Below are 19,300 nucleotides of genomic sequence, written 5' to 3'. Positions count from 1 at the left end.
TATTAAACATAAATATATCTAGAAAAAATGTGTATAAATCAACCAAATAAAAGTGGATATAGTAGGGCGATCTTTATTTTGTCTATCAATAAATATGTATTTAAATAACTTGAAATATCTAGGGACGTTAAAAAATAAGCGCTCATTTATTTTTGTATTTGTTGCACTGTTTCATCCATTAGAAAGCTATGCGCAAGAAGCTGTAGAGCAACCACAAAACCAAGCTAAACCAGATAAAGTAGTTCGTGTTGCTGTGACAGGATCTCGGATTTCAAAAGCACAAAAAGATGGCCCGACCAGTGTGACAGTGATAACCGCTGCTGATATTGAAAAACAAGGTTTTAGTAATGCATTTGATGCACTCAATAACCTGACGCAGAACACGGGTTTTGTACAAGGCGCCGATTATGGAAATACTTTTACACCTGCGGCTAATGCCATTAGTTTGCGAGGTCTAGGACCCAATCATACTTTGACTTTAATTAATGGACATCGGGTTGCAGACTATCCTGTACCGTACGATGGTTCTGTCAATTTCGTGAACTTAGCCAATATTCCCACTGCCATTATTGACCGTATTGAAATATTAAACGGTGGCGCTTCTGCAATTTATGGTTCAGATGCAATTGCAGGTGTGGTGAACATTATTCTGAAAAAGAAAACAGACGGCACACAATTTAATATTAAGGCAGGTGGAACCAAAGAAGGTGGTGAAAACTTACGTTTACAACTGAGTGGCAGTAAAACTTTAGACAAGCTTAGTCTCGTTTATGGGGTCGAGCTTAGTGGCCGTGAACCGATATGGGCAGCCGATCGAGATTTTATGTCGAGCCGAACTCGTTTGGGGGAGAAACCCGATACTGTTGTCGGCCGTAAAAATGCCGATACTGGTAAATATCTTTCAATTGGTGGGTGTCAAGCCTTTAATGGTTTATTTAACGGATCAGTCAATAATATTGGACAAGCAGGGGCGGACAATTGTGCCAGTGGTTTGGCTCGACCGACTTATTGGACTGTTCAAACTCAAAATCGCAGTCAAAATGGTTATCTCGGTTTAGATTATGAGTTAAATGATAAAACTCAATTATTTGCCGATTTTTTAATTGGGGCAAATCAAATTGAAAACAATACCCGTAGTCCGATATGGACTTCTCTTGGCGCATCAAGTGGTTATTTCCTAAATCAAGATTCGGGAAATTATGAAATTTGGAATCGCCGCTTTGCACCTGAAGAATTAGGCGGAGTAGAACGAATAAATAAAAAATGGAAAGAACTTTCTTCTAACTTAAATTTTGGAATTCGAGGCGATATTGGAGAGACGAGCTGGAGTTATGAAGCAGCCTATAATGGTTCCATCTATACCAGTCAGCTACGCCGCCAAGGCTTATTACGTTCGAATGTTGATGAGTACTTCTTAGGTCAGCAACTTGGTACAGATGCAGATGGTATTCCTATTTATTCACCTCATTTAGATCGTTTAAGTCGACCACTCACAGCAAGTGAATTTGAAAGTATTTCGGGCACAACAAAAGAAAAAGATAAGTCGTGGGCGCAAAGTTTAACCTTAAGCGCGAATGGTGACGTATTTAAGTTACCTGCAGGAATGGCCAAACTTGCGGCTGTGGCTGAAATCGGACGTCAAGGCTTCTCGATTAAGCCAGATGAGGCGATCGAAAATGGTGAATATTATAATTTAAGTTCTAGTGGCGAATATGGAGGTACACGTACGCGCCAAGCACTCGGTGCTGAATTATTCTTACCCTTAGCAAAACCGTTAAATTTAACCTTGTCCGGACGCTATGACCGTTATGCTTTGTCAGATAACAGCATTGATAAGCTAACTTTCGGTTCGGGTCTCGAGTTTAGACCACATCCGACTTTATTAGTGCGTGGTAATTATGCGACCAGCTTTCGTGCACCAGATATGAACTATCTGTTTTTAAATAAACAAAAAGGTTATTTCGAAAAGACCACCGATTATTTACGTTGTAGTCAAACGGGACAACCTTTAGATAAATGTAGCTTTAAAGACTACGCACCTGGGGCGAACTACACTTTAACCGGAAACAAAGAGCTGAAACCTGAAGAGGGTAAATCTTATGGTGCAGGTTTTGTTTGGTCACCAACCAATAAATTTGATATCAGCGTCGATTACTGGGATATCAAAATTGATAATCTTGTGAGAAATTTGAGTGATGACAAAATTCTACGTTTAGAAGCAGATTGTCGTTTAGGCAACCAAGATATTAACTCTGCAGCCTGTATTGATGCATTAGCACGTGTGGAGCGTAACCCTGCAAATGCAGTTGTCGACCCAAATGTAATTAAGAATATTAATATCGTTCCGATTAATGCTGCATCAGACCATACCCGCGGGATTGATTTCACTAGCAGATGGCGCTGGAAAACAGTCAGCTTTGGTAACTTTCTCTGGACGGTAAATTATAGTCGTGTACTAGAACATGAATATCAACAATCAAAAGATCACGAGAAAGATGACTATTTAAAAGATTTAACTATTCAGGATTGGCGTGACCGTTTTAATACCAGTCTCAGCTGGAGCTTTGGTGATTGGGCATCAACAGTATTAGTTAATCGTTATGGCAAAATTCCAAACGGCGACCAGACTGCTTACTTAAGTCCAACGTATTTGGTGAATTGGAGTGGTACTTATCAAATCTCTCCAAAAGCTTCTGCTTCAATCATTATCAATAACTTGTTTGACAAAGTGAAACGAGATGATACGGGTGGTTGGCCGTATTATCCGGTAGGATCATATTCACCATTCGGCCGTCAAGGTTGGTTGGAGTTTAACTATAAATTCTAAGAATGATGTATGGATGCAGCGAAGTGGTACAGCATTTGCTGCATCTTTTTATTTAAAACTATAGAGGATAAAACCCCTTATGCTGGTCAAGCCTTCATTTAAAAAAAGATTGCTACTTACAACATTATTATCTTTATCGGCAACTCAAATTTTTGCATCTAATAACAGTGAACAAATCCCGATTGGTAAATTACCCGAGTGGGTCGTACCCGAATCTTATGATTTAGATTTTAAGATTGATCCCGCACAAAAAGGCTATACCGGTAAAACTACTATTCATTTAAAACTGGCTCAAGCCACAGATCACATCTGGATTCATGGCAAATCTTTGACGGTGAAAGATGTGAATATCATATCGGCAGAGGGCGTCAAAACCAAAGCAAAATATGAGCAAGCCTCTGAGGTAGATGGGGTGAGTAACATTAAATTTGCCAAGACTTTGCCAGCAGGTCAGTATCAACTCGTTTTAGATTTTAATGCGGCGTATGACCAGCAACTTGACGGTATTTATAAAATCGAGTTTGAGGGTAAACCTTATGTGATGACTCAAATGGAAGCAATTAGTGCACGCCAGTCATTCCCGTCATTTGATGAGCCACGTTTTAAAACACCGTTTAATATTCGTTTGACGATTCCAAGCAAATATTCAGGTTTTGCCAATACCCAACAAACGTCGGAGCAAGCAGAGAAGTCGGGTTGGAAAACCCTCAGTTTTGCACAAACCAAACCACTACCAACGTATTTACTTGCACTGGCTGTTGGACCGTGGCAATTACAAAAAGGGCCAGATATTGGAACAACTTTATGGCGTAAGCAGCCGATTCAGTTACGTGGTATTGCACCTGATGCTAAAGCTGAAAAAATGCAGCATGCCTTATCTGAAACGCCAGCCATTTTAAAAACTTTAGAAGATTATTTTGCCTTTGGTTATCCATTTGACAAGCTCGACTTACTTGCAGCACCAGACTTTGCTGCTGGGGCTATGGAAAACCCAGGGCTAATTACTTTTAGAGACTATCTAATGTTGTTGGATAAGGACTCACCAGTCTCTTTTGTACAGAATTCATTTAATGTCAATGCACATGAGTTGGCACATCAATGGTTTGGTGATGTGGTCACGATGCCGTGGTGGGATGATTTGTGGCTCAATGAATCTTTTGCCACATGGATGCAAAGTAAAATTACTCAAAAATTACATCCCGAATTTAATGCTGACCTAGAACGTATTGCGGATACCGCAGATGCAATGAAAAGTGACAGCTTGGTAAGTGTGCGTCGTATTCGTCAGCCTATTTTAAGCAATGCCGATATTCAAACGGCTTTTGATGGCATCACTTATCAAAAAGGTGCGGCTGTTTTAAATATGTTTGAAAGCTACTTAGGTGAAGAAAAATTCAAACAAGGCGTACGCAATTATATTAATAAGCACCAATATGGTAATGCGACAGCCAATGATTTAATTAGCGCTTTAGCAGAGCAGTCTGAGCAAGGTGAGCGCTTTGCCAAAGCGATGAAAAGTTTCCTTGATCAACCAGGTGTGCCTTTAATTAATACTTCACTACAGCAAGAAGGAAATAAAGTCTTTTTAAATGTGAAGCAAAGCCGTTATTTACCTGTGGGCTCAAAAGGTGATGCAAGAAGTCTGTGGGGTGTACCATTATGTGTACGTTATGAAGTTCCAAATGCAGGCAGTAAAGTTCAGTGTGAACTGGTAGATCAAGCAGAAGCCAAGATTGAACTCAAAGGTGCCAGCCTTGGCAGTTGGTATATTCCAAATGCAAATGCGGCGGGATACTACCAATTTAGTTTACCTCAAAAAGAATTTGCTCGTCTGACTGCCGCTACAGAAAAGCTTTCTAACACTGAACAGTTAGCCTACGCCTACGCGATTTCAGCGGCATTTAACCATGGTGATATTAATTTATTGGCTGTCGTAGATGCTGCGAAGAAATTTGCCAATTCGAATAGCCGACAAATTAGTACAGCGCTGTTTTCCCAGTTAAGTACCATTCATCGTCATGTATTAAAAACAGACGCTGAACGTGAACATTTTAGGAAAGTCTTGGCCAATTTATATTTACCTAAATTAAATCAGTTAGGTTATGTAAACAAAAAAGATGAATCAGCCGAAGACAGTTTATGGCGTAGCGAGTTAGTTAAGTTTCTTGCTTTAGATATTCAAGTTCCAGAAGTCCGTACACAACTGTTAAAACAGTCAGATGCTCTATTTGCTCAAAAGCAGCTTAACTTTGCGCAAGTAACCCCTGAATTATTGCCAACCATTTTAGCTGTACGTGTACAAGAAAAAGGCCAACCTGCTTTTGATCGTTTATCTGGAGAGTTACAACGCGTGACTCAACCAACACAACGTCTTGCGATTCTTACGGCTCTAGGTTCAGCAAATCAAGAAGCAACACGCCAACAAGCACGACAGTTGATTTTAAACCCGCGTGTTAAAGTTGGTGAAGTTCGTACCGTCGTCAACTCAATCAATAATTATGGAGATGAACAAGGTGGCTTATGGTCTTGGTTTAAAGTAAATCATGACGCCGTGTTTGATCGTTTAGGTAAATCTTCGGCTGGGCGTTTCCCTGCAATGTTTAGTGGGGCCGCATGTACCCAACAACAGGCAGTCCAGTTAAATGACTTTTTTGCACCACGAACTAAAGAATTGGTCGGGGTGGAAAGAGGATTGAAACAAACCAAAGAGCGTATTCAACTCTGCGAATCTTTGGTGGCAAAACAAGATGGATCGATTGTGCAGCAGTTACAGTTGTAATTGATTCAGCCATAAAAAAAGCCAACTGATCGTAGTTGGCTTTTTTATTCAGGTTCTTATCAAATTACTTTTAAAATAATCTATTTACGGCTGCCTTATGCATAGATATCTAAAAAGTTTTTAAAGATTTGATGGCCATGTTGACTTAAGATTGATTCAGGATGGAACTGCACGCCTTCAACAGGCAATGTCTTATGTTTAACACCCATAATTTCTTCCATTGAGCCATCTGCTTCATTGGTCCAGCAAGTTACTTCAAGGCAATCAGGCAGTGTTTGTTGATCGATCACCAAAGAATGATAACGAGTTGCCGAGAATGGGCTAGGAAGATTACTGAAAATACCTTTATTGCTGTGGTACATATCAGATAAACGTCCGTGCATCACCGTTTTGGCTCTTACAATTTTTCCGCCAAAAGCTTGCCCAATACTTTGATGCCCTAAACACACGCCAAGCAAAGGAATTTTTCCGGCAAAGTGGTTAATTGCAGGAATTGAAATGCCTGCTTCGCTTGGAGAGCAAGGGCCAGGACCAATCACGAGATATTTTGGTTGCCATCGTTCAATATCCTCTAATGTGACTTGATCATTGCGAACAACTTTTACTTCCTGATCCAACTCGCCAAAATACTGGACGATGTTGTAGGTAAAAGAGTCGTAATTGTCGATCATTAGAAGCATGATGAACTTAACCTCATGATAATTAAAATATATTTAATGAGTGGTTAGAATATTACTCACATTCATACTCACTGTTTAGAAAAGACTTTTTAGGTTTAAAAAATAAGAAGCCGCTTTCTAATGGGCTAATATAGCAAAAAAAGAAGTAACCAGTTTAACTATTTCATTCGTTAGAAATTTGCAGAAAAAATGGTTTAAGAAGTGAGGCTTTTTGAAATTATAGATAAGTACAAATAAGGCAGAATAAGCTTCTATTATAAATAAAAAACTATTCTGCCTTGGTCACACGAAGATTAAATTTTACGTGTGTTATAAATCAGCCAATCTAAAACATCGCCAGATAAGTGTTCAGCCAGTCTTTCTTGGACAGTTTGATGGTAACCATTTAACCAGTCTTTCTCTTCATTATTAAGCATATCGACAACAATACAATCTAAATGAATTGGACAAAGGGTCAGCGTTTCAAACTCTAAAAATTCACCGTAAGTTTTTTCAAATCCAGAGTGGAGACGGTTTGCAACGAGGTTTTCAATACGAATACCGTATTGTCCCTCATGGTATAAGCCCGGTTCGTTAGAAATAATCATTCCTTCACGCAATTTGCTATAGGCATGTATAGGTGCGTAATAAGAAAGCACTTGTGGCCCTTCATGAACATTAAGCGAAAAGCCTACGCCGTGACCTGTTCCGTGGCGGTAATCTAAACCATGTTGCCATAAAGTATGGCGACAAATTGAATCGAGTAGAGGAGCAGCTAAACCTTCTGGATAAATCGTTTTTGCCAAAGCAATATGACATTTTAACACCAGAGTATAGTCACGTTTTTGTTGCTCTGTTGGTGTACCGACAGGTACAACACGAGTAATGTCGGTAGTGCCGTCTACGTATTGTCCACCAGAGTCAATCAGTAATAGACCATCACCTTCAATGAACGAGTAGTGCTCTTCAGTTGCACGGTAATGGGGTAGAGCACCATTCGCATTAAAGCCAGCAATCGTTGAAAAACTTGGGCCTATGAACCCATCTTGCTGAGCGCGGAAAGCTGTAATTTTCTCATCAATAGTCAACTCTGAAATGCTTTCACCGTGATGAAGTGTTTTTTCCAACCAGTGAAAAAAGTGACAAAGTGCAACACCATCTTTAAGCATGGCATGGCTGATATGAGCTATTTCAGTTTCATGTTTACGCGATTTAAAAAGTGTACTTGGGTTGATATCGTAGACAACCCGAATATCTTTTGCGATGGCTTGTTCATGAAAAATCGAGACTTTGGCGGGATCTAACAGCACAGAAGCATCAGAAATATTCGCTAAAAACTGAGCGGAATCTTGGTAGTTACGAATCTCAATACCATCAGCTTTGAAAGCCTGTTGAATGGTTGAATCAACTTTGTGGCTATCAACAAATAAAACAACCTGTTGAGTACTGATATACAAATGGGAAAGGAATACAGGATTGTATTCTACATCTTCCCCCCGTGCATTTAAGACCCATGCAATATCATCTAAAGATGAAATGAAATGTCCTTCAATCACCTTAGTTTTTAACGTTTCGCGAATTGCTTGTATTTTCTCTTTACGAGATAAGGCATTTAACCCTTCAGGCATTAAATGAATCTGCTCTAAAGGAAGTTCTGGACGATTAGACCAGATTGAACCAATTAAATCTTGCTGTATTTCAAGTTTAAAGTCGTGTTGTTTTGCCGTATTTTCCAATGCTTTAAATTGCTGGATTGAAAGCGTTTGCCCGTTTACTGAAATGACAGAACCAGTTGATAAATTTTTCTCAATCCATGCGAGATGTGTAGAAGATTCATCACTGGTCAGTTTTTGTAATTGAAAGCCAGTTCCAGCGAGTTGTTGTTCGGCTTGTACCCAATAGCGTCCATCAGCCCAGAGTCCTGCAAAGTTTTGGGTCACGACTAAGGTGCCAACAGAGCCACTAAAACCGCTTAACCATTGCCTTGCTTTCCAGTAGTCAGGTAAATATTCAGACATATGGGGGTCTGCACTCATGACAACCAAAGCATCAACGTGTTGATTGGTCATGAGTTCACGAAGTTTTGCTAGTTTTTCTGGAACAGTTAAGTCGTTCATATGGTTTCCAAATCAGGTTGAACTTTGTTGGTGCTTTTGCCCATTAATTTATTCATTGGTTTCTTTAATAAAAATAACACGATTGCGCCAATAACCAAGGCCAATACACAGCGCATAAATAGGCTAGGTAAATGATTAATACCATCTGCCGATACATGTCCGCCAATTAAACCTGCCATGAGGTTGCCTAAAGCTGAACCAGTGAACCATAAACCCATAATTTGACTGCGTATGACATCAGGTGCAAGTTTGGTCATGGTTGATAAGCCAATCGGGCTTAAGCAAAGTTCACCTATGGTAAGGAGAAATAAAGTACCGACTAACCAAAATGGTGAAACTACTCCGCCATGAATAGCAAAATGACTGGCTAAAGTCATAAGCAAAAAGCCGCCTGCTGCGAATAACAACGCAATAATAAATTTGCTGATATAGCTTGGATCTTTATTTGCTTTACCAAGTTTAGCCCATAGCCAAGCTGCTACTGGAGCAAAGATAATAATAAAAAGAGCATTGATTGATTCAAACCATACCGTTGGGATCTCAAATCCGAAAACAATACGGTCCGTATAATCTTGTGCAAATAAAGTAAAAGTTGTGGGCTTTTGTTCGAAAGCTGACCAGAATAGAGCAGATGCTGCTAATAAAACGAAGCAAATAACGATTTTAAATTTTTCATGTTGCTCTAAATTCAGGAAAAGTAGTAAGTAGGCAAAATAAGCAATAATCCCAATGCTAATTCCTACAGTTAAGTAGGTTGCAACAACGACTGGGTTGATGTGAATAATCCCAAAGAAAGTTAATCCAATAACCACTGCAACAGCGAATAAAAAGCTAAATACAATTTTAGGCGCATTTTTATTTTCTACGACAGGTTTGCTACAGCTGTTGGCTTCTTGTCGCAATTCATTAAAAGTTTGGAGCTGCGGGACAGCCAAAAAGCGGAAAATTAATAAAGCAATGAGCATCCCAATGCCGCCAATACCAAAGCCTAAGTGCCAGCCATAATCGCGAGCTAATAGACCTGTAATGAGCGGGGCAATAAAGGAGCCCGTATTAATTCCCATATAAAAAATGGAGAATCCAGCATCTCGTCTACTATCTTGAGCTTTGTATAAAGTTCCTACAATGACTGAAATACAAGTTTTAAATAAACCTGAGCCAAGAACAATCAGAACTAGACCGAAATAAAAAAAGAATTGATCAAAAATGGTGGTGAGGGCAATTGATAAGTGTCCTAAAGCAATAATAATTGAACCGTACCAAACAGCACGTGCCTGACCTAACCAGTTATCTGCAATCCATCCACCAAAGACGGTCATTAAATACATGGAGCCTGCAAATAATCCAACAATTGCGGCGGCAGTTGGCCGATCAAGTGCTAGCCCACCGTCATTCACCATAGCAACCATATAAAGAACGAGTAAGGGTCGAATTCCATAATAAGAAAATCTTTCCCAAAGTTCTGTAAAAAATAAAGTTTTTAGTGGTTTTGGATGACCGAAAAATGCTTTATCGGTCTGTTCAAGTTCATGTTTCATTATTCAAATCCTTGAATGATTTTATGTTTTTTATAAACATAACTTTTAGTTTGCTTATTTATAACCAAAATTTATGTTTTTATTTTTTTAGTTATTTTTAACAATAAAAGCAAATTTACCTTGTATAAAAACAGTGAATGAAAAAGAATATGAATAGTGGAGTTTGTTATTAGATAAATAACAGTAAGGTGCGTTCATTTGATAAATCTAAGTCCTGTTAAAAGCGAAATGATTTATAAGAATTCATAAAAATGAAAACTATTTGGTAGATTGTGGATAAGCAATAAAGAACTTTCAAACTTGCTTAGTCAAGAAACTTGAGTCTTTTAAGAAGCGTAAAAAAGGGCGAAATCTGTAGCTTTAAGAGATGTAAATATTTTTGTGTAATCTCATAACAATCTCAACATTATATATAAGAAAGTATTATGATCAGGAACGACTGTTAGAAATTGATGCAGCGAATTATATCAGTGCAACAATTTTGCACTAAATTAGGGCAATAATGAGCTGTTTAAATATGCCATAATTTGAAAATGTGTGAATATGGTGCATTTGCACAAGCAAACAGTATAATGGGTTCAAGACAAGGGGCCTAAATCATGAATACTTATAAGTAATTCAATGTTTTAGGTAAGTCTTATAAAGTTGGTATGAGAATTGCTTAATAAATACCAGCAACTAACACGCACTTAACAAGTGCAACAAAATTTCATTGGAGCAAAATGAGCATGGCGAACAAGGTCCTTCAACTCATACAAGAAAGTGGCGCAAAATGGGTCGATTTTCGCTTTACTGATACTAAGGGTAAAGAACAGCACGTAACTTACCCAGCTGATTCTATTGATGAAGATACTTTTGAAGACGGTAAAATGTTTGATGGTTCTTCAATCGCTGGTTGGAAAGGTATTGAAGCATCTGACATGATCTTACGTCCAGATGCGGAAACTGGTTTCATCGACCCGTTCTTTGCTGAACCAACTGTAGTTGTGACTTGTGACGTTATTGAACCTTCAACTGGTCAAGGTTATGAGCGTGACCCACGTTCGATTGCTCGCCGTGCAGAAGAATACTTAAAATCTACAGGTATCGGTGATACTGCATTCTTCGGTCCAGAACCAGAATTCTTTGTATTTGACGAAGTGAAATGGGACATCGATATGTCTGGCGCTCGTCATACATTAATCGCTGAAGAAGCTGCTTGGTCTACTGGTAACAGCTATGAGTCTGGTAACTCTGGTCACCGTCCACGTGTTAAAGGTGGTTACTTCCCAGTTCCTCCAGTGGATTCTTCACAAGATATGCGTGCAGAAATGTGTGCAAAAATCGAAGACATCATGGGCCCAGGTCGTGTAGAAGTACATCACCACGAAGTTGCTTCTTGCCAGTTAGAAATTGGTGTGAGCTTCAACACTCTTGTTCGTAAAGCTGACGAAGTTCAACAGTTCAAATATGCTGTTTGGAACGTTGCACATCAATATGCAAAAACAGCTACGTTTATGCCTAAACCAATGGTAGGTGATAACGGTTCTGGTATGCACGTTCACATGTCTATCTCTAAAGATGGCAAGAACTTGTTTGCTGGTGATGAATATGCTGGCCTTTCAGAAATGGCGTTGTACTTCATCGGTGGTATCATCAAGCACGCTCGTGCATTGAATGCAATCACAAACCCATCTACAAACTCATACAAGCGTTTGGTTCCTCACTTCGAAGCACCAATTATGCTTGCTTACTCAGCGCGTAACCGTTCTGCGTCTATCCGTATTCCATACGTTTCTAGCCCTAAAGGTAAGCGTATCGAAGCTCGTTTCCCAGACCCAATGATGAACCCATACTTAGGTTTCGCTGCATTGTTAATGGCTGGTATCGACGGTATCCAAAACAAGATCCATCCGGGCGAAGCTGCTGACAAGAACTTGTATGACCTTCCTCCAGAAGAAGAAGCAAAAATCCCAACAGTTGCTCATAGCTTAGATATGGCTCTTGAAGCACTTCAAGCAGATCACGAATTCTTGTTAAAAGGTGGCGTGTTCACTAAAGAAATGCTTGATGCATACATCGAACTTAAAACTGAAGATGTACGTCGTCTTAACACGACTACTCACCCAGTTGAATTCGATATGTACTACAGCTTGTAATACGTATTTCTTAAAAAAGCCTGCTTATGCAGGCTTTTTTATTGCTTGGAATGTTGATTGAATTCTTTACGTTTTTTATCAAAAAATTGGGGTAAACTAGGTGCGAGTTTTCATGTGAGCAGATTATGCGTAAACGACAACCAGTACTTAAACAGGAACAAGTTTTAAATCCTGCATTGAAAACATGGTTGTATGCGTCTGGTTCTCTGACCCAACAATTGACTGAACTTGGCGGTGGACAGTTCAGCGTAAAGCCTTTTAAAGAACACTTTCAACGTTTAACTTTTGCAGACAGTCAATGGATGAGTATGCCTCATACCCACACTTCATGGGTGAGGGAAACTTATTTATATGGCTGTGAAGTTGAGCCATGGGTAAAAGCAAAAAGTATTTTTCCAATTCAAAGTTTACAAAAAAAAGCCCGTATATTTCAGCATATTGGTTCTAAACCGATAGGCCGTTTTTTATTTCAAAGAACAACACCTCTGTGTGACCGCCGTGTTATTCGCTTACCAGAAGGCTGGACGCGACAAAGTTGCTATACTTGGCATGGATGTAAATTTATTGTTCAAGAAACATTCTTACCGGCTTTTGAAGCTTTTTTATATCAGCAGCACGACAAGGAATTACTATGACGACTGCAACAGGCACAACATGGCGTCAGCGTTTAGAAGCTTATTATTATCTATGTCGATTTGATAAGCCAATCGGCACTGAACTGGTGTTCTGGCCAACCATGTGGGCACTTTGGGTTGCATCAAAAGGAATACCGAATTTAGGTATTTTATTCGTCATGATTTTAGGCGTCATTTTTATGCGCGCTGCTGGTTGTGCGATTAATGACTTTGCTGATCGTAAAGTAGATGGTCATGTAGAGCGTACAAAAACTCGTCCTTTAGCAACGGGAGTTATTCGCGCAAGGGAAGCCGTATACGTATTCTTGGGCCTTGTTTTAGCAAGCGCATGTCTTTTGTTCTTTTTACCTATAGAAACTTTTTATTGGTCATTTGGTGCATTATTTTTAGCGTTTATTTATCCATTTATGAAACGCTATACCCACTTACCGCAAGTTTTTTTAGGTGCAGCATTTTCATGGTCTATTCCTATGGCTTTTACCGCTGTAGGTAAAACTCCAGATTTGACTTGTTGGTTGCTCTATTTTGGTAATTTGGCTTGGACAGTGGCTTATGACACTCAATATGCAATTACCGATCGTGAATATGATTTAAAGATTGGCGTCAAATCTACAGCTATTCTTTTTGGTCGGTATGACATCCAAATTATTGCCCTTTTACAAGCAACCAGTCTTGTTTTGATAGGAACGGCGTTATATTTAGAAAATATTTTATTTCCATGGGCAATCATTGCTTTAATTGTTGTGGCATTCGATTTTATATATCAAACAATTAAAACCAAAGACCGCAACCCTCAGGTTTGTTTCTGGGCATTTCGTCACAATCGCTGGGTTGGATTAATCATTTTTCTAGGAATATTTTTAAATTTCATATAGTAAAAATGACCGTGAGGTTGAAAAGTGTTCTATGCAGAGCACTTTTTTTATGTCTTAATATTTGTGCATAAGAAATATGCGGAATAAATAACACATAACATAAAAAGGATATTGTATGAAACGGTCAAATATTGCTTTAGCTATAACATTAACAGCTTCAACTTTTTTTCTTGCAGCCTGTGATGACAATGAAGATGACTATATTGGTGTAAACCCTGATAAAACTTATATTTCAGAAAAAAACTATTCTCAGGACAGTTTAAGTGGCGCTGCATCTATCAAAGTGATGACCTATAACATGGAGAATGTACAAGGGAAAACAGCTCAAGCAACGGCACTTGTCATGTTCCCTAAAATTGCTCAGCCTAAAGACGGTTATCGGGTCGTGGTCTGGGAACATGGAACAGTAGGTGTAGGGGATGGTTGTGCACCAAGCAATAATACAATTAATCCACGTTTCAAAATTTTAGCAGATACTTTATTGGCAGCTGGCTATGTTGTGATTGCCCCAGACTATGAAGGTTTAGGTACGCGAGGAATGCATCCATACCTTAATTTGGGAAGTGAAGCTAAATCTGCAATTGCAGCGGTTAAGGCTGCAAAAGATCATTATGGTAATCAGCTAAACGGGGCATGGATGTCGATTGGACAGTCTCAAGGTGGGCATGCTTCACTAGGTACTGCGGAATTTGCAAATAACGACACCAACTATAAAGGTGCAGTTGCAACGGCACCAGCTTCTAGCCTTGGCTATATTATTTCTACAGTTGCACCACAAGCAATCCAAGATATTCTTAAAAAAGAGCAAGCTGGTACAGCACCTATTGGTACGGCTGTAGAAGTTTATGCTGAGCTACTTGCATATGCTGCATATACTACGGTAGGTATTACCGCTTATGAGCCAAAATTTAATTATCGTGAAATTTTCCAACAACGTTCACAAAGTATAGCTGAGTTCGCAGAGGGCACCACAGGCGAAAATGGTATGTGCTTAACCGATTTACATAATAAATTTGCAGCTGATATTCGTGATTATCTTGCGACTAATGCTGGTAAAATAGTTACAGATTATCCAGGTTTAGCGGGTAATTTCCAAGAAAACCCAACTGTGAAAAAATTCTTGGTAGATAACCAACCTGCTACTAAAAAAATTAATTCACCAGTCATGATTGTTCAGGGTACTGCTGATATGGCTGTACCATATCCAGTCACGGATGCTCTGCAAAAGAGTCTTAAGAACATGGGAACTGACGTGACGTTTGTGCCTGTTCTAGGGGCTGCCCATACTCAAGCGATTGTATGTAGAAATGCTGAAATTTATCAATTTGTACAATCTAAGATGCCAGCTAAAACCAACATCGTGCTCGATCCATCGGTAATAGATGCAAGTAAAAATGTTGAATGCACTGGGGTAGCACAATAATTTTGTATTAAAAATATTCAATTTAAAAGAGTCCTAAAAGGGCTCTTTTTTGTTATATTGTTACATATCTTAAAATTAACGATGTTCGAGTTTAAAGCACTTATGAGCCAGCAACCTGTTGAAAAAAAATCTGTTCCTTGGTTATTAATGGGATTAGGGTTGCTTATTCCTTTTTTGATTATTGCAATACTTTTCTTTGCTGCAAAGAGTGATGCTGAGAATAAAAAGCAATATGAGCAGCAACGTCTAGAAATGGAAAAAAGAATAGCTGAGAAAGAAGCTGCAAATTCGGATAAAAAATAGTATTAGCTATTTAATGAATATCTCTTTGTAGTTGGCGTACGCTAGGAATGCTTGTATATCGTTTTACGATATAACCTGCTTCGGTAAGCATTTGATCACGGATACGATCTTCTTCTGCTTTCTCAAGATGAGAGGGGTCATCTAGTTCAATAATAGCAATTACTTCCATTTTGTCGTTTAGCACGACAAAGTCGGTAACTTTACGGTTGAACTGACTACGAACTTTATAGTCATTACTGGTAATTAACGCGCTAAAGGCCACTTGAGCTAAAACATGGCAACTTGGGAAACTCTGTTTTAAACGTATAAACATCTGAGTTTCAAAATTAGTAATAACAGGACGGGCAAAGAATTTTTGTTTTGGAAATAAATAGGGACGTAAACAAACAACAAGAAAAATGCAGGTGCTTAAGCAACCTAAAATAATAAAAAATAAATGACTCGATTCGAACATGGGATAACATCATACAAATAAAAACCCACTCGTAATGAGTGGGTTTTTAAGAATCTTGGCTCTCCCACCTGGGCTCGAACCAGGGACCTGCGGATTAACAGTCCGTCGCTCTACCGACTGAGCTATGGGAGAATCTGGAAAAGGATTTTAGGCAGGAAAGGGGGATAGGTCAAGGGTTAATAAGAGAATTAAAGAGAATATCTAACTGATTGGCTTAAAAATACTCGAAACATTGATTTTATTCAAAATAATAGAAAATTATTAAATGATTAGAAAAGAAAAAACCCGCAATAAATGCGGGCTTTTAGAATCTTGGCTCTCCCACCTGGGCTCGAACCAGGGACCTGCGGATTAACAGTCCGTCGCTCTACCGACTGAGCTATGGGAGATTAGTAGATGGCTCTCCAACCTGGGCTCGAACCAGGGACCTGCGGATTAACAGTCCGTCGCTCTACCGACTGAGCTATTGGAGAATCTGATGCGCATTTTATGGATGAAATCTAAAAGCGTCAATAAGAATATTAAAGAAAATGAATCGTTTGCTTGATTAATATGCTTTTGTTGTACTAAAAATAAAAAAACCACCCTAAAGAGGGTGGTTTTTTTATAAAGAAATAAACTTATTTCTCTACACCAGCTGGTTGACCTGCAAGTTTTGCATTTGCATAGTCCCAGTTCACAAGGCTTTCTAAGAAAGTTGCGATGTATTTAGGACGTAAGTTACGGAAATCGATGTAGTAAGCATGTTCCCATACGTCAATTGTTAATACAGCAATTTGACCATGTGCAAGTGGAGTGTCTGCATTAGAAGTTTTAGTAATAGAAAGTTTACCGTTCACTTCATCAGCAACTAACCAAGCCCAACCTGAACCGAATTGAGTTGTTGCAGCAGCAGTAAATTCTTCTGCAAATTTTTCGTAGCTACCAAAAGCTTCGTCAATTTTAGCAGCGATTGCACCAGTAGGCTTACCACCACCGTTTGGCTTCATGCTGTTCCAGTAGAACGTGTGGTTCCAAACTTGAGCAGCGTTGTTGAAAATACCAGCTTTAGATGCATCACCAGCAGTTGCTTTAATGATTTCTTCTAAAGTTTTACCTTCAAGGTCAGTACCTTTGATTAAGTTGTTTAAGTTAACAACATAGGTATTGTGGTGTTTGTCGTGATGGTATTCTAAAGTTTCTTTACTGATATGTGGCGCTAAATCATCATAGCCATATGGAAGTGCAGGTAAAGTAATGGTTGTCATGTTCCTATTCCTTGCATTTGCTGGGTTATACAATATTAAGTGGCTCTATTGTAAATGATTCTGTTCACAATAGGGCATCGTTTTAAAGAACTATACACAATAAAGATCTAATTAATACGCATAACACAGATTGAAAAAAAGACTTAATTAAATCGGATTATTCAATTCAAAATATTCACTTTCAACAGAGAACTGTTTTGAAATAGCCTGTGCCAAACGTTGAACACCATAACGTTCAGTTGCATGGTGGCCACAGGCAAAATAATGAACACCTAATTCTTTTGCTTCATAAAAAGTTCGTTCACTGACTTCGCCTGAAATGTAAGCATCGCAGTTTTGCAAAGCCGCTTTAGCAATAAAGTCTTGAGCGCCCCCTGTACAGAAGCCTACTTTTTGAATGCTTTGTTTTTCAGCTGGTAAGTGAATCACTTTAAAATCAAAACTGTTTTGTAGTTTTGCTTTAAATTCATCTACAGAAAGCGCTTGTTCTAAATAACCAATATTACCAATCGGATGTTTCTCATTTGGATCAAGGGGTTCTAAATTTTGTAAGTTTAGTTTTTCTGCAATAGCGATATTATTGCCTAAACTTGGATGCGCATCTAAAGGTAGATGGTAAGCCACCAATGAAATATTATTTTGAATAAGTTTTTTAATGCGATTGCCTCGCATACCAGTGATTGGATACGGTTCACCCTTCCAAAAATAACCGTGGTGTACGAGTAATAAGTCTGCATTTTGAGCAATGGCTGCATCAATTGCATCTTCAGAAGCAGTTACTGCACAAAGAATACGTTTTACTTCAGTTGAACCTTCAATTTGCAGGCCATTTGGTGCGTAATCTTTAAACTCTGCTGCTTTTAAGGTTTGGTCGCACCACTGAATAATTTCATGCAAATTCGCCATGATATTTCCTGAATTGAGTAGTAAATAGTTGCTAAAGCTATAGAAACATATTTTGTTGTGTAACTAAAGCTAGACAAATCTTTTTTGACTTTTTTATGTATATCGACATATTTAATTTAAAATACTTAACTGAAAACTCTTTTTGTTCAATATATTAATTTAATTAAAAACTTCTTTGCGTAGAGGATATGAACGTGCGCCGCACCTTTACATGGTTACCTTGGGTGTTACTTATTATTGTAATTGCCAGTTTTATTGCATGGCAAAAATACCATCAGCCGAAACCAACTGTTGCAGTTGATGGGGTGCAAATGCCTGCTGAGAAAGTTGAGCCACTGGTGGATACTTCTCGAACGGGCGGGGTGGTGTCTTATAGTGCTGCGGTAAAAGTTGCAGCGCCGGCAGTTGTTAATATTTTTACGACCCAGAAAGTTAAACAAAATCATCCTTTATTAAGTGATCCGGTTTTCCGTGAATTTTTTGGAAATCAGGTTCCCGAACAACAACAGCAAAATGAAAATAGCTTAGGTTCAGGGGTTATTGTTCGTGCTGATGGTTATATTCTTACCAATAACCATGTGATTGCCCAAGCTGACCAGATTGTAGTTGCTTTACATGACGGACGTCGTGCAGAAGCTACAATTGTTGGAACTGACCCCGATACCGATTTGGCAGTCATTAAAATCGATTTAGATAAGCTGCCAGTATTGCCATTTAAGTTAAGTGGTAATGAGGTAGGCGATGTTGTTTTAGCAATTGGTAATCCGTTTGGTGTAGGGCAAACGGTAACCCAAGGTATTGTTTCAGCAACAGGTCGCTCAGATTTAGGTATTAATACCTATGAAGACTTTATTCAAACTGATGCAGCAATTAACCCTGGGAATTCAGGTGGGGCTTTAATTGATGTGGCTGGTAACTTGATTGGTGTGAATACGGCTATTTTTTCACAATCAGGTGGCTCTTTAGGTATTGGCTTCGCAATTCCTGCTAAGGTTTGTCAACAAGTACTCAACTCAATTTTAAAAGATGGTCGTGTAGTTCGTGGCTGGTTAGGTATTAGTTTACTTCCACCTACACAAGATGATGTATTGGCACCAAAACCACCAGTAGGTGTAGTTGTTGCTGATGTATTAAAAAGTGGTCCAGCGGCTTCAGCTGGGATTAAAGTTGGCGATAAAATTGTTCAGGTAAATAATGAACCGATTACTTCGGCTTCTCATTTGATTAATTACGTGGCTTTACAAGCGCCAAATAGCGAAATTAATGTGTTGGTTGAACGAGATGGGAAACAACAAAACTTTGTTGTGACTGTGGGCGAGCGAAAAGCGCAAAATACTCAATCTCAGTATATCCCGCTTCCTAAACGTTAAAACCTCATAAAAAAAAAGCCTCACGATGA

General features: G+C 38.9%; 13 protein-coding genes, 3 tRNA genes and 1 pseudogene. 8 read left to right on the top strand and 9 right to left on the bottom strand.

The window, feature by feature from the left end; genetic code table 11:
- Window positions 1-94 precede the first annotated feature (94 nt).
- Window positions 95-2,827 (top strand): TonB-dependent receptor plug domain-containing protein, encoded by a 2,733-nt coding sequence (locus ACG59Z_RS02635; protein ID WP_400197851.1) that lies wholly within the window; start codon window positions 95-97, stop codon window positions 2,825-2,827.
- Window positions 2,828-2,894: 67 nt separating this feature from the next.
- On the top strand, window positions 2,895-5,606 hold the full coding sequence (locus ACG59Z_RS02630; protein WP_400198018.1) for a M1 family metallopeptidase: 2,712 nt from the start codon (window positions 2,895-2,897) through the stop codon (window positions 5,604-5,606).
- A gap of 95 nt (window positions 5,607-5,701) precedes the next feature.
- On the opposite strand, the gene ACG59Z_RS02625 is transcribed toward ACG59Z_RS02630, so the two are convergent.
- The 3 genes and pseudogenes from ACG59Z_RS02625 to ACG59Z_RS02615 form a co-directional block, all read right to left on the bottom strand.
- Window positions 5,702-6,286, bottom strand: a complete 585-nt coding sequence (locus ACG59Z_RS02625) for an aminodeoxychorismate/anthranilate synthase component II (RefSeq protein WP_005307201.1) — start codon at window positions 6,284-6,286, stop codon at window positions 5,702-5,704.
- Between the two features lie 293 nt (window positions 6,287-6,579).
- On the bottom strand, window positions 6,580-8,382 hold the full coding sequence (locus ACG59Z_RS02620) for an aminopeptidase P family protein (RefSeq protein WP_400197849.1): 1,803 nt from the start codon (window positions 8,380-8,382) through the stop codon (window positions 6,580-6,582).
- A pseudogene (locus ACG59Z_RS02615) lies at window positions 8,379-9,940 on the bottom strand (peptide MFS transporter). The gene ACG59Z_RS02620 and the pseudogene ACG59Z_RS02615 overlap by 4 nt, the downstream one beginning before the upstream one ends.
- A 702-nt stretch (window positions 9,941-10,642) precedes the next feature.
- On the opposite strand from ACG59Z_RS02615, the gene glnA reads away from it, so the two are divergent.
- The 5 genes from glnA to ACG59Z_RS02590 all read left to right on the top strand — a co-directional run bounded on the left by glnA (window position 10,643) and on the right by ACG59Z_RS02590 (window position 15,294).
- The gene (gene glnA / locus ACG59Z_RS02610; RefSeq protein WP_171057781.1) at window positions 10,643-12,058 is read left to right on the top strand and encodes a type I glutamate--ammonia ligase; all 1,416 of its coding nucleotides are present in this window, start codon (window positions 10,643-10,645) and stop codon (window positions 12,056-12,058) included.
- Window positions 12,059-12,183: 125 nt separating this feature from the next.
- Window positions 12,184-12,693 (top strand): chorismate lyase, encoded by a 510-nt coding sequence (locus ACG59Z_RS02605; RefSeq protein WP_198072309.1) that lies wholly within the window; start codon window positions 12,184-12,186, stop codon window positions 12,691-12,693.
- Entirely contained in the window at window positions 12,690-13,568 is an 879-nt protein-coding gene (ubiA, locus tag ACG59Z_RS02600; protein ID WP_400197847.1) for a 4-hydroxybenzoate octaprenyltransferase, read from the top strand. The genes ACG59Z_RS02605 and ubiA overlap by 4 nt, the downstream gene beginning before the upstream one ends.
- A 115-nt stretch (window positions 13,569-13,683) precedes the next feature.
- Entirely contained in the window at window positions 13,684-14,991 is a 1,308-nt protein-coding gene (locus ACG59Z_RS02595) for a lipase family protein (protein ID WP_400197845.1), read from the top strand.
- 102 nt (window positions 14,992-15,093) lie between these two features.
- Window positions 15,094-15,294 (top strand): hypothetical protein, encoded by a 201-nt coding sequence (locus ACG59Z_RS02590; protein WP_311086861.1) that lies wholly within the window; start codon window positions 15,094-15,096, stop codon window positions 15,292-15,294.
- A gap of 10 nt (window positions 15,295-15,304) precedes the next feature.
- On the opposite strand, the gene ACG59Z_RS02585 is transcribed toward ACG59Z_RS02590, so the two are convergent.
- From ACG59Z_RS02585 to ACG59Z_RS02560, 6 genes are all read right to left on the bottom strand, one after another.
- Window positions 15,305-15,748, bottom strand: a complete 444-nt coding sequence (locus tag ACG59Z_RS02585; protein WP_400197844.1) for a DUF2726 domain-containing protein — start codon at window positions 15,746-15,748, stop codon at window positions 15,305-15,307.
- 56 nt (window positions 15,749-15,804) lie between these two features.
- A tRNA-Asn gene (locus ACG59Z_RS02580) sits at window positions 15,805-15,880 on the bottom strand.
- A gap of 181 nt (window positions 15,881-16,061) precedes the next feature.
- Window positions 16,062-16,137, bottom strand: a tRNA-Asn gene (locus ACG59Z_RS02575).
- Between the two features lie 8 nt (window positions 16,138-16,145).
- Window positions 16,146-16,221: transfer RNA gene (locus tag ACG59Z_RS02570), tRNA-Asn, on the bottom strand.
- 147 nt (window positions 16,222-16,368) lie between these two features.
- Window positions 16,369-16,995: a superoxide dismutase gene (locus ACG59Z_RS02565; RefSeq protein WP_000208083.1), complete on the bottom strand. Its 627-nt coding sequence runs from the start codon at window positions 16,993-16,995 to the stop codon at window positions 16,369-16,371.
- 147 nt (window positions 16,996-17,142) lie between these two features.
- The gene (locus ACG59Z_RS02560) at window positions 17,143-17,901 is read right to left on the bottom strand and encodes a Nif3-like dinuclear metal center hexameric protein (RefSeq protein WP_151739174.1); all 759 of its coding nucleotides are present in this window, start codon (window positions 17,899-17,901) and stop codon (window positions 17,143-17,145) included.
- 194 nt (window positions 17,902-18,095) lie between these two features.
- Between ACG59Z_RS02560 and ACG59Z_RS02555 the strand changes: the two genes are divergently transcribed.
- A complete protein-coding gene (locus tag ACG59Z_RS02555; protein WP_151817802.1) occupies window positions 18,096-19,271 on the top strand; it encodes a S1C family serine protease in 1,176 nt (391 codons plus the stop codon).
- Window positions 19,272-19,300: the final 29 nt, after the last annotated feature.

It is taken from the genome of Acinetobacter sp. ABJ_C1_1, from assembly GCF_044684115.1.
GTDB classification, from domain to species: Bacteria; Pseudomonadota; Gammaproteobacteria; order Pseudomonadales; family Moraxellaceae; genus Acinetobacter; species Acinetobacter nosocomialis_A.
The sequence above is the reverse complement of the archived record's forward strand: the minus strand, read 5'-3'. Positions and strand labels throughout refer to the sequence as shown.